This is a genomic window from Paenibacillus sp. (assembly GCF_031177825.1).
Taxonomy (GTDB): Bacteria; Bacillota; Bacilli; order Paenibacillales; family YIM-B00363; genus Paenibacillus_AE.
In genome coordinates this window covers 1-14,884 of the sequence record NZ_JAPSKE010000040.1, presented here as the reverse complement: position 1 = coordinate 14,884, position 14,884 = coordinate 1, and the positions used below count along the sequence as shown (strand labels likewise).

The window sequence follows — 14,884 nt, the reverse complement described above, 5'->3', positions numbered from 1 at the left end:
CCCCTTTTACGGAAAACGGCCCACCCGGCGTCTCCGCCGAGTGAGCCTATGCGCCCGCTCTTCTCTTACAACCCGCGCAGTCTCGCTTCGAGCTCCGCCTTCTTCGCTTCGAAGCCCGGCTTGCCGAGCAGCGCGAACATGTTGACCTTGTACGCTTCGACGCCCGGCTGGTCGAACGGATTGACGCCGAGCAGGTACCCGCTGACGCCGCAGGCTTTCTCGAAGAAATACACCAGATGGCCGAACGTATACGGCTTCGTGTCCGCGAGCGTCACGACCGTATTCGGCACGTTGCCGTCCGTGTGCGCGAGCAGCGTGCCTTGGAACGCCTTCTTGTTCACGAAGTCGATCGATTGCCCGGACAGGAAGTTCAGTCCGTCGACGTTCTCCGGATCGTGCGGGACGTTCAGCTCGATGGCGGCCTTTTCCACTTGGATGACGGTTTCGAACAGGTTGCGAGTGCCCTCCTGGATGAACTGGCCCATGGAATGCAGGTCCGTGCTGAAGTCGACCGACGCCGGATAGATGCCCTTGTTGTCCTTGCCTTCGCTCTCGCCGTACAGCTGCTTCCACCATTCGGAGACGAAGTGCAGGCTCGGCTCGTAGTTGACGAGAATTTCGATCGCCTTGCCCTTCTTATAGAGCGCGTTCCGCACCGCGGCGTACTGATACGCTTGGTTCGAATCTAAGCTCGGGTTCGCGTACAGCGCCTGCGCGTCGGCCGCGCCCGCCATGATCGCGTCGATGTCGACGCCCGCCACCGCGATCGGGAGCAGGCCGACCGCCGTCAGCACCGAATACCGGCCGCCGACGTCGTCCGGAATGACGAACGACTCGTAGCCTTCGGCGTCGGCCAGCTTCTTCAGCGCGCCCTTCGCCATGTCGGTCGTCGCGTAGATGCGCTTCCGGGCGGCTTCCTTGCCGTATTTCGTCTCGAGCGCCTCTTTGAAAATGCGGAACGCGACGGCCGGCTCGGTCGTCGTGCCCGACTTCGAGATGACGTTCACGGAGAAATCCTTGCCTTCGAGCGCTTCGAGCAGCTGCGCCATGTAGGTGGAGGAGATGTTGTTGCCCGCGTAGAAAATGTGCGGCGCATTGCGCTTCTCCTTGGACAGATGCGCGCCGAACGGATTCGTCAACATCTCGATCGCGGCGCGCGCGCCGAGGTACGAGCCGCCGATGCCGATGACGACGAGCGCCTCGGAGTCGCTGCGGATGCGCTCCGCCGCCTGCTTGATGCGCGAGAATTCGTCGCGGTTAAAGTTCGTCGGCAGGTCGATCCAGCCGAGGTAATCGCTGCCTGCGCCGGATTTCGCGTGGAGCTGCTCGTGCGCGAGGCGCACCGCCGCAGCGCTGTAGTCGATTTCGTGCTGCTGCACGAACGGCAGCGCCGGCTTGTAGTCGTATTTCACGGGAGATGTCAAGGGAAATCCTCCTTATAGACTGATCTGATATATATCTCCACATAGGATACTTGAACGATTCGGACGAATGCAAGCGAAGCGGTCGCCGCGCGGACGAGCCGCATCTGTTCAATCGTCGGAAAGTAGTGGTAAGATGGAGCGAGAGAATCATTTTTTCGCGAATAACGTCGGAGGTGCTCGCATGCGGATCATCGGATTTATCGGTCTGGGCACGATGGGTTCGCCCATGGCTTTAAACTTATTGAACAAGGGCTACGAGGTCGTATTGTACAATCGCACGCGCGGCGTCGCCGAGTCGCTCGCCGCGGGACGCCCTTCCGCGTCGGTCGCCGCTTCGCCGAAGGAGGTCGCTCGGGAAGCCGACATCGTCGTCACGATGCTCGGGGACGACGCGTCCGTAGAATCGATCTACTACGGCGCCAACGGCCTGTTCGGGGGACTTCGCGCCGGCATGACGGTCGTCGACTGCAGCACGGTGTCCCCGGAGCTGAGCCGCCGTCTCGCCGCCGACATGGAAGAGCATCTCGCGGACTTCCTCGACGCGCCCGTCACCGGCAGCAAGCCGGCCGCGGAGAGCGGTACGCTGCTCTTCATGGTCGGCGGCCGCGAGGAAGCGCTCGACGGCGTGCGCGACGTGCTGTCCGCCATGGGACGCGCCGTCGTTCACATGGGTCCGTCCGGCGCCGGTTCCCAGACGAAGCTCGCGCATAACGCGATCGCCGGCATCATCGGCGCCGCGGTGGCGGAAGGGCTGGCGATGGCGGTCAAGGCCGGCGTCGATCCGGCCAAGTTCCTTGACGTCGTCGGCAGCGGCGGCGCGGCGAGCCGGTTCCTCGAGCTGAAGAAGGACAAGCTGCTCGCAGGGGACTTCAGCAATCAATTCTCGCTGAAGCTCATGTTTAAGGACTTGAAGCTCGCCTCCGCGTTCGCGGGCGAACTTCAGGTGCCGACGCCCGTCTTGTCCGCTACGAAGGAGCTGTTCGCGATCGGCGAGTCCCGCGGCCTCGGCGAGCTCGACTTCTCTTCGATCGCGCGCGTCTATGAGGACTGGATTCGCGTCTCCGTCCGCGGCGCTTCGGCCCCGGCGGACGCCGCTTCCGAAGCGTCCGCGGCGCCGACCGCCGAAGCCGCTTCCGCCGCCGCCAACGGGAAGAGCGACGACCGCCGCCGCGCCCCGCGCGTCGCCTTGAACATCCCGCTCCATATTTCCGTCTACCAGTGGGAGCAGGAAGGCTCCTTCTCGGGGCAGCAGATCGAAGCGACGTTGTACGACCTGTCCGAGAGCGGCCTGCAGGTGCGGTCCTCGTTCCCGCTGGCGGTCGACATGTTCGTCGTCATCCACTTCCCGCAGGAGGCCGATCTGCCGCCGATCACCGGCAAGATCATCCGCGTCGTGCCGGATCGCGGCGCCTTCCGGTACGGCTGCATGCTGTCCGGCCTGCCGCCGTTCGTGCGGCTGCAGCTCGAGGAGTATTTACAGCGCAAAGCGACATCTTGACGAATGCAAATACGGGCTGTCCCGGTCGATCGCGACCGGGACAGCCCTTCTTTCATCGATCCGTCGCGTCGCGCGCGACGGTCACCATCTGTTGCAGGTTGCCGCGTTCGTCCGTAACGGGCATGCCCCGAATATCCACCACCACCCAGCTCCCGTTCGCATGCCGGAACCGCAGCGCGATCCGATACGGCGAATTCGTCTCGACCGACTGCCGGAAAGCCGAGAGCAGTCGCGGGACATCCTCCGGATGGATGATGTCGAGCACCTCCATGCCGAGCATCGATTCGGGCGAATGACCGAGGACGCGCCGATGGGAGGGCGAGACGTACACCAAGTTTCCTTCCGCGTCGGATATCGAGATCAGGTCCGTTACATTTTCCACAATGAGCTTATACTGCTTATGGACCCGATGGAGCTCCTCTTCGGCTCGCTTGCGCTCGGTGATGTCGATGGCGGAACCGACCACCTCGACGACGACTCCGCCGCGGCGGATCGGCGTTAGCGAGGCGAGACACCACACGCCCAGAACCTTCGCCTCGTAAGTAACCTCTTCCTCCCCGTCCCAAGCTTTTTGGTATTGCTCGTTGAGCGGCGCGACCTCGTCGGGAGCGACGATTTCGCTGACATGCTTGCCGACGACCTCTTCGGCGTCGACGCCGAAGCGTCGCAGCAATTGCCCGCCGCATAACGTAATCACGAACCGACCGTCGACCTTCTTATATTTGAACGTTAAGCCCTGCTGCAGCCGCAGCGTCTCTTCCAGCTCCTTGCGGGCGAGCCGCAGCTGCTCCCGCATCCACATTCGCTCGGAATACGCGGCGCCGACGCCCAGCTCCCTCACGATGTTCGGAATCGAATCCAGCATTCCTTTGAGCTCCTCCGCGGAAACCGGACGTTGGAACAGATAACCCTGCGCCTCGTCGCATAATTGCCGCTGAAGAAAAATGAGCTGCTCCTTCGTCTCTACCCCTTCCGCCACCACCCGCAGGTTCAAGTTATGGGCCATCGAGATGATCGTTCGCACGATCGTAGCGTCGTTCTCGTCCTTCGTGCATTCCCGAATGAACGACTTGTCGATCTTCAGCGTATGCAGCGGGAATCGCTTCAAGTACGAGAGCGAGCTGTATCCCGTACCGAAGTCGTCCACGCTGATCCGAACGCCGAGCCGCTTCAACCGGTTCAAGATCGCGATCGCGGATTCGACGTCCATCGTCATGCTCTCCGTAATTTCCAGTTCGAGCTGCTGCGGAGGCAGCCCGGTCTCCCGTAAGATCGACCATACCGTATCCACCACGTCGCCTTGCGCGAATTGCCGGGGCGACAGGTTCACCGATACGACGAGCCGGTCGAAGCCGGCCGTTCTCCATGCCGCCGCTTGGGCGCACGCCTGGCGCAGCGTCCACTCCCCGATCGGCAGGATCAGGCCGCTCTCTTCGGCGATCGGGATGAACGCCGCCGGCGAGATCGAACCGAGCGTCGGGTGACTCCACCGCAGGAGCGCTTCCGCGCCGACGACGTCGCCCGTTCGGATGTCGACCCTCGGTTGGTAGTAGACCTTAAGCTGGCCGTCGCCCACGGCGGTTCGGAGCGCGTCCAATAAGCGGATCGAGGAGAGGTTTCCGTTATCCATGGCGTCTCCCTCCGTCCCGATCACGTTCGTCATTATGTCAGCATTACCACTATTTGTAGTCCATAGTCGAAGCCGCCCGTTTCCTCGCTAGGTCGTACCGGTAATATTCCATCACGACGTCGTCCAACTGCTGGCTGATCGCCACGACGTCCGGGTGGGTCAGCGCTCCGAGAGCGCCGTGCGCCTGAATCATCGTAGCCCGAAGGCGCTCCATCTTGTCCGCGACTGTCATCCTTCTCTCTCCCGCCATACGATTCTAGTATGCTTTGCTTGTCCTTCATTGTGCACGACTTCGCGCTAGGCAGCTATCGACCGCCGCTCTTATTTCGCGTCTCGACGCGAGTAAGAGCGCGCTCCTATCCGGCGGCTCCGGGCGACGCGCGGGGGACGTCGAACGAAACAGGCCGGTCCCCTGGGGGGCCGGCCTGTTCGAATCCTTACCTTTACTTCGCTTTCCTGTACAGCTTCTCTCCGCGGTGCACGTCCTCGTAGCGATCCGCGTACCTCGTGTACGCGACCGTCTCCTTGTCGCCGAGGCCGAGGATGCCGAACAAGCCCAAGCTTTCGTAAAACAGCGTATGCACCTTCTCCTGCAGCGCCTTATTGAAGTAAATCAGCACGTTCCTGCAGAAGATGACGTTGAATTCGTTGAACGAACCGTCGGTCACTAAGTTATGCTGCGCGAACACTACGTTCTTCGTCAGGCGCGAATCGAATTTGACCCCGTTGTCCGTGACATGATAGTAATCGGAGAAGGCTCCCTTCCCCCCGGACTTGATATAATTGCCGGTGAATTTCTTCATATCGGACAGCGGGAAAACGCCGGCCTTCGCCGTCTTTAGCGCATTCGCGTTCACGTCCGTCGCGTAGATCGTCGACTTTTCGTACAATCCTTCCTCCTGGAGCAGAATCGCCATCGAGTACACTTCTTCGCCCGTCGCGCAGCCCGCATGCCAGATCCGGATCGACGGATACGTCCGCAGCGCGGGCACGGCCTTCTCCCGGAACGCGGCGAAGAACGCCGGATCGCGGAACATCTCGGTCACGTTGATGGAGAAGTCCGCGATGAGCCGCCGCAAGCATTCGGAATCGTGCAGCAGCTTGTCCAGCAGCGCGGTCACGGTCGGCGCTTTCTCCGCTTGCATGCGATACCGGATCCGCCGGCGGATGGAGGAATACGCGTAGTCTCGATAATCGTAGCCGCACCAGGCATACAATCCCTGGAGCAGCAGCTCGATCTCGATCCGCTCCAGATCCTTCTCCGCGTTCTCCATCATGCCTCCCCCTCCGGATACACCCACACCTTCATCAAGGAAAGCAGCTGCGCCGGATCGACGGGCTTCGCGATATAATCCGACGCCCCGACCTCGAGGCACCGCTCTCGATCCTCTCGCATCGCCTTCGCGGTCAGCGCGATGACCGGAAGACGCTCGAACGCCGGCTTCGCCCGCAGCCGTCGAATCGTCTCGTAACCGTCCATCTCGGGCATCATAATGTCCGTCAGCACGATGTCGAACGGCGGGCTCCGCTCCAGCAGCTCCAGCCCCTCCGCCCCGTTCTCCGCGAACGTGACGTCCATGCCTTGCGCCTCGAGCGCGCTCGACAGCGCGAACACGTTCCTCACGTCGTCGTCGATGAGCAGCGCCCGCTTCCCTTCCAGCCCCGATCGACGTTCGGCCGGAGAAGCGTCGAGCCCGGCCGACGCCTCCGAACGGCCCGCGCCGGAGGAGAGGAACAGCTCCAGCTCGTCCATCAGCCGCTCGGGCGAATGGGAATCCTTAATAATGATCGTATGCGCGTATTTCTTCAGTTGGATTTCTTCTTTCGACGTCAAGTCGCGGCCCGTATAAATAAACACGGTCACCTGCTCCTGCGTTCCGTCCGTCTTGATCGTCTCGAGCAGCTCGAAGCCCGTCGTGTCCGTCAGCCCGAGATCGAGCACCATGCAGTCGAACGTATCGACCTTCAGCTGTTCGAGCGCTTCCTTGCCCGTCGGTACGGCCTTAATGATGACGTCTTTGCCGCCGAGCAGCTCCATTAAGCTGCTGCGCTGTCGGACGTCGTCGTCGACGATCAGCAGTTTCTTGATGTGAGGGACGGGCGGAATCGGACTGGGATTCGGCGTCGGTTCGACGGCGCCCGGCGTCGGAGGAGGCCCGGCGTTCTCGACCGCCGCGGCCGCTTCGACCGCGGCTTCCGCGAGACTGCGCGCGTCGTCCGTCCCCTCGTAATCGCCTACGTAGAACGTAAAGACGCTCCCCTCGCCCTCGCGGCTCTCGACGGCGATCTCCCCGCCCAACAGCTCCGCGATTTCCCGGCAGATGGACAGCCCCAGCCCCGTTCCGCCGTACTTGCGGCTGGTCGTCCCGTCGGCTTGTTGGAACGCTTGGAAGATCAGCTCCAGCTTGTCCTCCGCGATGCCGATGCCGGTGTCGGCCACCGAGAAGGCGATCGCCTTCTTCCCTCGGTCGGCGACGCCGATCTCGAGCGCGACGTCGCCTTCGTGCGTGAATTTGAACGCGTTCGACAATAAGTTTCGAAGCACCTGCTGCAGCCGGCGTTCGTCGCTGTAGACCGTCTCCGGCAAACCGTCCCGCAGGACGACCCGGAACCCGAGCCCCTTCTCGCTCGCCACCGCGCGGAAGCTCGCTTCGGCGAATTCCGCCAATTCCGCGAGGCGGACGTCGCTCGGCGCCGCGTCCATCTTCCCGGATTCGATCTTGGCCAAATCCAGAATGTCGTTAATGAGCGCCAGCAGGTCGCTGCCGGAGGAATAAATGATTTTCGCGTATTCGATCTGCTTCTCCGTCAGGTTCCCCCCGTTGTTGTCGGCCAGCAGCTTGGACAAAATCAACAAGCTGTTCAGCGGGGTGCGCAGCTCGTGCGACATATTGGCCAGAAATTCGGATTTGTACTTGGAACTGAGCGCGAGCTGTCTCGCCTGCTCGACCAGACCGACGCGGGCGATCTCGATCTCCTTGTTCGTCTCTTCGAACCGCTTGTTCTGCAGCTCCAGCCGTTCCGCCTTGTCCTTCAGCTCGGCGTTCGTCTGCTCCAGCTCCTCTTGCTGCGCCTGAAGCTTCTCCTCGGATCGTCTCAACGCCAGCGTCTGCTCCTCGAGCTCTTCGTTCGTCGCGCGCAGCTCTTCCTGCTGGGACTGGAGCTCCTCGGACTGGGCTTGCAGCTCCTCCGTCAGCGCTTGCGACTGCTCCAGCATAGCCGCCAATCGAATGCGGCTCGCGACGCTGTCGAGAATGATCCCTAGATAAGACCTCATCTCCTCCAAAAACTCTTGCTGGATCGGCGAGAACGGCTTGAAGGAAGCGATCTCGACGACCGCGAGCACTTCTTCCTTGAAGCTGATCGGCAATACGTACACATTCATCGGGGGCGCTTCGCCCAATCCGGAGCGCACGGTGACGTAATCCGACGGCACGGAGGTGAGAAGGATGGGGGCATTTTCCAAGGCGGCTTGTCCGATCAATCCTTCGCCCATCAAGAACGTGTTGGCGAGATGCTTCCGTTCCTTGAACGCATACGACGCCGTCAATTTCAATGCGGGTTCGTCCCGGAACGCCTCCGGTTCGATCGCGTAAAACACCGCATGACAGCCCCCCACCGCCGGCACCGCCTTGGAGAGGAACGCCTTGGCGACGGCTTCCGCGTCCCGGGCTCCCGTAAGGAGCCCTGTAATTTCCGCGACATGGGACTTGAGCCAATGCTCGTCCCGCTCCCGATCCCGCTGCTCCGCGAGCGATGCGGCCATGCGGTTGAACGACCGCGCGACGTCGTCGATCTCGTCTTGCGACGTCGCTTCGATCTTCGTCCGAAGATCGGACGTTCCGTCGGCGACGCTCGCGATGATGCCGGATACGCGGTTCAGCCGCACGGCGACCGTCCATACCCGCCAATACAAGGAAGCCGCGGTCAGCACGACGCCAAGGAGCGACGCCATGCCGAGGATGAACAGGTTGCGTTGGGAATCGCGCGGGACTTCGGTAAGGGCGCTCTTCATCTGGGACTCCAGATCGTCGGTCAACTTCGAGATCGCTTCGAAAAACCGGTCGTGGATCTCATGCCCCCGTTCGTTGATCAACGCGACGCCTTCGGCGCGCCGGCCCTCGGCGAAATGCCGCACCACCTCGTCCTTGTACTCGATGAACTCGTGGTTTACGTCGTGCACCCTCTCCACGAGCACCCGCTGCTCGGGCGTCTCCACCATCGATTGGAGCATCGCGATGTCGGCCATGACGGACTCGCTCTCCGCCTGCAGCAGCTCGATTTCCTTGTCGATGGACGCATCGTCTTCGAATAACGCGATATTCCGCAAGTAGATCGCTTCGTTTTTCACTTTTCGATGAATGTTCTCGGCAAGAAACGCGGTGTCGTAATCCTCCTGAAGGGAAGCGCTCATGCTCTTCAAAGTCGCATTCTGAATCCAGCCGACGGCGACCAGCAGCACGAAGAGGACGGGCAGCGCGCTGAGCCCCAGCATCAACTTCGTCTTAATTTTCATCAGGAACCCCTTCTCTCCCGGCCGACCCTACCCGGACATTCGGTTCGCTCGAACCGCTTTCCCTTCGTCGATGCACGTCTGATAAATTTTAGCCATCGCCTGGACGCGATCGTTGACGTTGAGCTTCTGGAAAATGTGCGTAATATGGTTCTTCACCGTATGCTCGCTAATAAACAGCTTATCCGAGATTTCCTTGTTGTTGAACCCGTTCACCATCAAATGGAACACGTCGAATTCCCGCGGGGAAATCGAGTACGTCTCTTTCGTATGAAGGAGCGCCCGGTTCAGGATTTCCTGGTTTTGGCTTTCCGAAGGCTCGTCCCGAACGACGTGCAGCCGCTCTTGCGGGACGCCGGGGGTATTCGTTCCGTCCGGCTTGCCCGGATGGTCCGGCCGGTTCGCCTGGCAGCGGGTTAGGAACGCTTCGAAATCCGCCGCCTCGACGGGAGGGCAGAACAAGTATCCTTGGAACTCGTCGCAATGCAGCTCTCGCAGCTTGCTAAGCTGCCCTTCCGTCTCTACGCCTTCCGCAATAACGGTCAAGCGCAGACTTTGCGCCAACGAGACGATCGCCTGAACGAACGGCGTGCTGTCGGACGCGCTCTTGCCCAAATCTTGCACGAACGACTTGTCGATCTTGATCGAATCGACGGGGAACCGCCGCAAGTAGTTGAAGGACGAGAAGCCCGTCCCGAAGTCGTCGATGCTGACGGCGACGCCGGACGACTTCAACTGCTGCAGCGTTCTCGTTACGCTCTCCTCGTTCCCCATGAGCGCCGTCTCCGTAATCTCGATCTCCAGCAGCTCGGGGCGCAGCTCGTTCTGTTCGAGAATGCGCCGAATCCGTTCGCCCGCGTCCCGATGCAGAAACTGGTGAGCGGAAAAGTTCACCGCAACGCGGATCGGCGCGATGCCGGCCCGCTGCCAATGTACGCTCTGCTTGCAGGCCGTCCGCAGCACCCACTCGCCGAGCTCGGCCATCTGTCCGCTCTCCTCGGCGAGCGGGATGAATTCCGAAGGCAGGACGGTGCCCCAGTTCGGATGCTTCCACCGAAGCAGCGCCTCCGCGCTCGTCGCCGCTCCGGTCTTGACGTCGATTCGCGGCTGGTAGACGAGCCTGAGCTCCTCGCGCTCGATCGCCTTGCGTAATTCGTTTTGCAGCATGAAGTTCCGATAGGAGCTTAAGTTCATGCCGGTGTGAAACACCTTGTACCGGTTTTTCCCTTGCTCCTTCGCGCGGTAGAGCGCCGCGTCCGCGTGTTTCATCAGCTGCTGCGCGTCGTCGCCGTCGTACGGGAAGACGCTGATGCCGATGCTGGTCGTCGCGAACAATTCGTACGGGTCGAGGTGAATCGGCTTCTGGAACGCCTCGAGAACGCGTTCGGCGCATTCGAGCGCGGTCTCCCGATTCGCGCCCGGCAGCAGCACGCCAAATTCGTCGCCGCCGATTCGGGCCGCGAAGTCGCCCGCGCGCATGCAGCCCGACAGCCGGTCGGCGACCTCCTTCAGCAGCTTGTCGCCGATCGCGTGCCCTAGGGAATCGTTTACATACTTAAACCGATCCATGTCCAAATACATCATCGACAAGTTCCCGGCGCTCCGCTTGGCGACTTGCAGCGCTTCGGCGAGCCGCTCGTTGAACCTTCTGCGATTCGGCAGCCGCGTCAGCCCGTCGTGATACGCCATATGCGCGATCGTCTCTTGGTCGCGCTTCTTCTTCGTAACGTCTCGAATCGTGCATGCGACGATGCTGCGGTCCGACACGTACCGGCTGCCGAATTGAACCTCCGCCGGGAAGGCGCTGCCGTCTTTGCGCGTCGCGACCATCTCCGCGAGCGGTTCGGCCGAAAGCGCGAGGTCCATCCGGGCGGCGGCTTCGAGCGCGGACGCGACGATCTTCCGCGAGGGCTCGTCCGAAAACAACGAGAAGACGGTGCCGCCGACCATCTCCGTTTCGGCATAACCGAACATCGTTCCGACCGCCGGGTTCGCCCGCAGAACGACCCCGCGCTCGTCCATGACGAGCATCGAATCGATCGACGTGCCGCTGATGACGTTCGCCAGCGCTTCGGAGACGCGCAGCTCCGCGTTCGTCCGCTCGACCTCCTTCGACTTCTCGGCGAGCGCCTCGGTCTGGCGAAGCAGCTTCTGATTCAGTTTATATAATTCTACGAATCCCTCGACCTTCGCCTTCAGCACGATCGGATCGAACGGCTTCAAAATATAGTCGATCGCGCCGACGGAATATCCGGTGAAAATATGGTTCGAATCCATGTAATTCGCCGTAATGAAGAGAATCGGAATGTTCTTCGTCTTCTCCCGCGCCTTGATGATCTTCGCGGTGGCGAAGCCGTCGATGCCCGGCATCTGCACGTCGAGCAAGATGACGGCGAAGTCGTATTTCAAGAGGCACTTTAGCGCTTCCTCGCCGGAGGACGCCTTGATAAGCCGGTAGTCGTCCCGTTCGATGATCGCTTCCAGCGCGAGCAGATTTTCGGGGCGGTCGTCCACCATCAAAATATTAATCACGGGTTCATCGCTGTTCATTCCGGGGCTTCCCCTTTCGAATGCATTCAGGACATCGAATGAGACAAAAAAATCCGGCCGAAAAAAAAAGGGCCGGATGACTCTTTCCACGTTCGGCAGCTGGCTGGCATAGTGTACACGTTAGCCCCTATAGCTTTGCGCCCCCAATTTTCAATGGGTTTGCCTATTTTTCCTGAGGATGTATATTCTACTAGGTCTTTCAAATCATTCTCTCAAAATTATTATAACGCTATTTAATGGATGAGGATATACTTTTCAACGAAAAAGCGCCGCCCTCCCTCTTGCGAGGGGGGAGCGGCGCGATTCGCGCTTACTTCAGCAGCGCCTTCACCTTGGCGACGACGTTCGGCACCGTGAAGCCGTATTCCTCGATGACTTTCGGTCCCGGCGCCGATGCGCCGTACGTCGAGATGCCGAGGATGTCGCCTTCGTCGCCGGCGTACTTATGCCAGCCGAACGGCGACGCCATCTCGATGACGAGGCGCGCCTTCACGTCCGGCAGAATGACGGATTGGCGGTACGCCTTGTCTTGCGCTTCGAAGCGATCCATGCTCGGCATCGAGACGACGCGAACGTGGATGCCTTCGGCGGCGAGCGCCTTCTGCGCGTCCACGGCGAGCTGCACTTCGGAGCCCGTCGCGATGATTTGCGCCGCCGGCGTCGTGCCCGTCGGCGCGTCCGCGATGACGTAGGCGCCGCGAGCGATGCCTTCGCGCGCGTTCTCCGCCGTGCCCGCGAGCACCGGCAGGTTTTGGCGAGTCAGGATGAGCGCGACCGGACGGTCCTTGCTCGACAACGCGTAGCGCCATGCTTCCGCGGTTTCGTTCGCGTCGGCCGGGCGGATGACCGTGACGTCGATCATCGAGCGGATCGCCGCGAGCTGCTCGATCGGCTCATGCGTCGGGCCGTCTTCGCCGACCGCGATCGAGTCATGCGTGAACACGTACACGACCGGCAGCTTTTGGATCGCCGCGAGGCGAATCGCCGGACGCAGGTAGTCGGAGAACACGAAGAACGTGCCGCCGAACGCCTTCACGCCGCCGTGCAGCGCCATGCCGTTCATCGCCGCGCCCATCGCGAACTCGCGCACGCCGAAGTAGACGTTCCGCTCGGCGTAGCTGCCCGGCTGGAACTTGCCCGTGTCGTTCAGATGCGTGTTCGTCGACGACTCGAGGTCCGCGGAGCCGCCGAAGAACGTCGGCAGGTTCGGAGAGATCGCGTTAATGACCTTGCCGGACGCCGCGCGAGTCGCCATCGGCTTCTCGTCCGCCTGGAACGTCGGAATCGCCGCGTCCCAACCCGCCGGGTTTTCGCCCGCGAACGCCGTTTCGAATTGCGCTGCCAGCGCCGGATGCGCGTCGCGGTACTTCGCGAACAGCTCCTTCCATGCCGCAGCCGCCGCATCGCCCTTCGCCTTCAGCTCGGCGAAGTTCGCCGCGACCGCTTCCGGCACGTGGAACTCCTCGTGCGGCCACTCGTAGAACGCCTTCGTCAGCTTCGCCTCGTCGCCGCCGAGCGGCGAACCGTGCGGGCCAGCATGGCCGCCCTTGCCTTGCTTGTTCGGGGAGCCGTAGCCGATGACCGTCTTCACTTCGATGAGCGTCGGCGCGTCGCTGTTCTTCGCCGCCGCGATCGCTTGGTTGATCTCGGCGAGATCGTTGCCATCGTTCACGCGGACAACGTTCCAGCCGTAGCCCTTGAAGCGCGTCTCCACGTTCTCGGAGAACGCGAGATTCAGATCGCCGTCGAGCGAGATGTCGTTGGAATCGTAGAGGACGACCAGCTTGTTCAGCTTCAGGTGAGCCGCGAGCGACGCCGCTTCGCCGGAGATGCCCTCCATCAGGTCGCCGTCGCCGCAGATGACGTACGTGTAGTGATCGATGACGTTATACCCGTCGCGGTTGTATACCGCCGCCGTGTGCGCTTCCGCCATCGCCATGCCGACCGCCATCGCGAACCCTTGGCCGAGCGGCCCCGTCGTCGCGTCGACGCCCGCCGTGTGGCCGAATTCCGGATGACCCGGCGTCTTCGAGCCCCATTGGCGGAACTGCTTCAGTTGCTCCATCGGCGTGTCTTCGTATCCGAATAAGTGAAGAAGGCTGTATAACAGCATCGAACCGTGACCCGCGGACAGGACGAACCGGTCGCGGTTCACCCACGTCGGATTCGCGGAGCTGTGGTTCATGAATCTCGCCCAAAGCTCGTAGGCCATCGGGGCGGCGCCCATCGGCATGCCCGGGTGGCCGGATTTCGCCTTCTCGATCGCGTCGATCGACAGCGTGCGGATCGTGTCGATCGACAGCTGGTCGATCGTTCTGCTTGCAGTTGTCATGCTTTCTCTACTCCTCCTTGGCGTTTCAGACAATTGGTTTCATTGTACCATTGTGCCGATGCCTTTGCCACAGCGCCGTGCGAAAGCGGGCGGGGTCCATGGCCCGCGCCGTGGCCGTGCAGCGCGAGGGGGCGGCGGTTGCGGCGGCGATTGCGGCGGGACTCCGCAATTTTCGGGGCGGCGCGTCGCAATAATTGGGGAATCCCTCCCCAATTGACGTAGTAATTTGCCTTGGCGGGCGGCGTGGGTGCGGCGGTTGTGGCGGGATTCCTCAATATTTGGTGCAGCGTGGTGCGATAATTGGGGAGTTCCTCCTCAATTGGGGCAGTAATTTGTCTTGGCGGGCGGCGTAGGTGCGGCGGTTGTGGCGGGACTCCTCAATATTTGGTGCAGCGTGTCGCGATAATTAGGGTATCCCTACCCAATTAGCCCAGTAATTTATCTTGCGGGAGGCGGGGGTGCGGCGATTGTGGCGGGACTCCTCAATTTTCGGGGCAGCGTGCCGCGATAATTGGGGAATCCCTCCCCAATTGGGGCAGTAATTTGACTTGGCGGGCGGCGGGTGTGAGGCGGTTGGGCGGGATTCCTCAATATTTGGTGCAGCGTGTCGCGATAATTGGGGAATCCCGCCACAATTGGGGCAGTAATTTGACTTGGCGGGCGGCGGGGTCCGGCGGTTGTGGCGGGACTCCTCAATTGTCGGGGCAGCGTGTCACGATAATTGAGGAATCCCTACCCAATTGACCCAGTAATCTGACTCGGCGGGCGGCGGGGTGCGGCGATTGTGGCGGGATTCCTCAATTTTCGGGGCAGCGTGTCGCGATAATTGAGCAATCCCTACCCAATTGACCCGGTAATCTGACTCGGCGTGCGGACGTCGGCGTCGGCCAGGTCGGCCGGGGAGGCCAGGTGGCCCAGGACGGCGGTGGCCGCCGCG

The 14,884-nt window shown here is 61.6% G+C and carries 8 protein-coding genes and 1 riboswitch; of the genes, 1 reads left to right on the top strand and 7 read right to left on the bottom strand.

Annotated elements, in window-relative coordinates; genetic code table 11:
* Positions 1–65: 65 nt before the first annotated feature.
* Complete coding sequence (locus RIN49_RS26790) at positions 66–1,424, bottom strand: glucose-6-phosphate isomerase (protein WP_309123180.1); 1,359 nt, start codon at positions 1,422–1,424, stop codon at positions 66–68.
* A 181-nt stretch (positions 1,425–1,605) separates the two neighbouring features.
* On the opposite strand from RIN49_RS26790, the gene RIN49_RS26785 reads away from it, so the two are divergent.
* Positions 1,606–2,922 (top strand): NAD(P)-binding domain-containing protein, encoded by a 1,317-nt coding sequence (locus tag RIN49_RS26785; RefSeq protein ID WP_309123179.1) that lies wholly within the window; start codon positions 1,606–1,608, stop codon positions 2,920–2,922.
* 52 nt (positions 2,923–2,974) lie between these two features.
* Here the strand turns inward: RIN49_RS26785 and RIN49_RS26780 are convergent, their stop codons facing one another.
* The 6 genes from RIN49_RS26780 to tkt all read right to left on the bottom strand — a co-directional run bounded on the left by RIN49_RS26780 (position 2,975) and on the right by tkt (position 13,947).
* Positions 2,975–4,552 carry an EAL domain-containing protein gene (locus tag RIN49_RS26780; protein ID WP_309123178.1) on the bottom strand — a complete coding sequence of 526 codons (1,578 nt, stop codon included), beginning with the start codon at positions 4,550–4,552 and terminating at the stop codon, positions 2,975–2,977.
* A 49-nt stretch (positions 4,553–4,601) separates the two neighbouring features.
* Complete coding sequence (locus RIN49_RS26775) at positions 4,602–4,784, bottom strand: aspartyl-phosphate phosphatase Spo0E family protein (RefSeq protein ID WP_309123177.1); 183 nt, start codon at positions 4,782–4,784, stop codon at positions 4,602–4,604.
* Between the two features lie 211 nt (positions 4,785–4,995).
* Positions 4,996–5,826, bottom strand: a complete 831-nt coding sequence (locus RIN49_RS26770) for a CheR family methyltransferase (RefSeq protein WP_309123201.1) — start codon at positions 5,824–5,826, stop codon at positions 4,996–4,998.
* Positions 5,826–9,068 carry a response regulator gene (locus RIN49_RS26765; RefSeq protein ID WP_309123176.1) on the bottom strand — a complete coding sequence of 1,081 codons (3,243 nt, stop codon included), beginning with the start codon at positions 9,066–9,068 and terminating at the stop codon, positions 5,826–5,828. The genes RIN49_RS26770 and RIN49_RS26765 overlap by 1 nt, the downstream gene beginning before the upstream one ends.
* Before the next feature lie 27 nt (positions 9,069–9,095).
* On the bottom strand, positions 9,096–11,615 hold the full coding sequence (locus tag RIN49_RS26760) for an EAL domain-containing protein (protein ID WP_309123175.1): 2,520 nt from the start codon (positions 11,613–11,615) through the stop codon (positions 9,096–9,098).
* 91 nt (positions 11,616–11,706) lie between these two features.
* Positions 11,707–11,789, bottom strand: a riboswitch (cyclic di-GMP riboswitch).
* Positions 11,790–11,925: 136 nt separating this feature from the next.
* Entirely contained in the window at positions 11,926–13,947 is a 2,022-nt protein-coding gene (gene tkt, locus RIN49_RS26755; RefSeq protein WP_309123174.1) for a transketolase, read from the bottom strand.
* Positions 13,948–14,884 lie beyond the last annotated feature (937 nt).

What these genes read in the sequence shown, in the direction of transcription:
- RIN49_RS26785 (WP_309123179.1), top strand. Translation starts at nt 1,606, where the DNA reads ATGCGGATCATCGGATTTATCGGTCTGGGCACGATGGGTTCGCCCATG.
- RIN49_RS26780 (WP_309123178.1), bottom strand. Translation starts at nt 4,552, where the DNA reads ATGGATAACGGAAACCTCTCCTCGATCCGCTTATTGGACGCGCTCCGA.
- RIN49_RS26775 (WP_309123177.1), bottom strand. Translation starts at nt 4,784, where the DNA reads ATGACAGTCGCGGACAAGATGGAGCGCCTTCGGGCTACGATGATTCAG.
- RIN49_RS26770 (WP_309123201.1), bottom strand. Translation starts at nt 5,826, where the DNA reads ATGGAGAACGCGGAGAAGGATCTGGAGCGGATCGAGATCGAGCTGCTG.
- RIN49_RS26765 (WP_309123176.1), bottom strand. Translation starts at nt 9,068, where the DNA reads ATGAAAATTAAGACGAAGTTGATGCTGGGGCTCAGCGCGCTGCCCGTC.
- RIN49_RS26760 (WP_309123175.1), bottom strand. Translation starts at nt 11,615, where the DNA reads ATGAACAGCGATGAACCCGTGATTAATATTTTGATGGTGGACGACCGC.
- tkt (WP_309123174.1), bottom strand. Translation starts at nt 13,947, where the DNA reads ATGACAACTGCAAGCAGAACGATCGACCAGCTGTCGATCGACACGATC.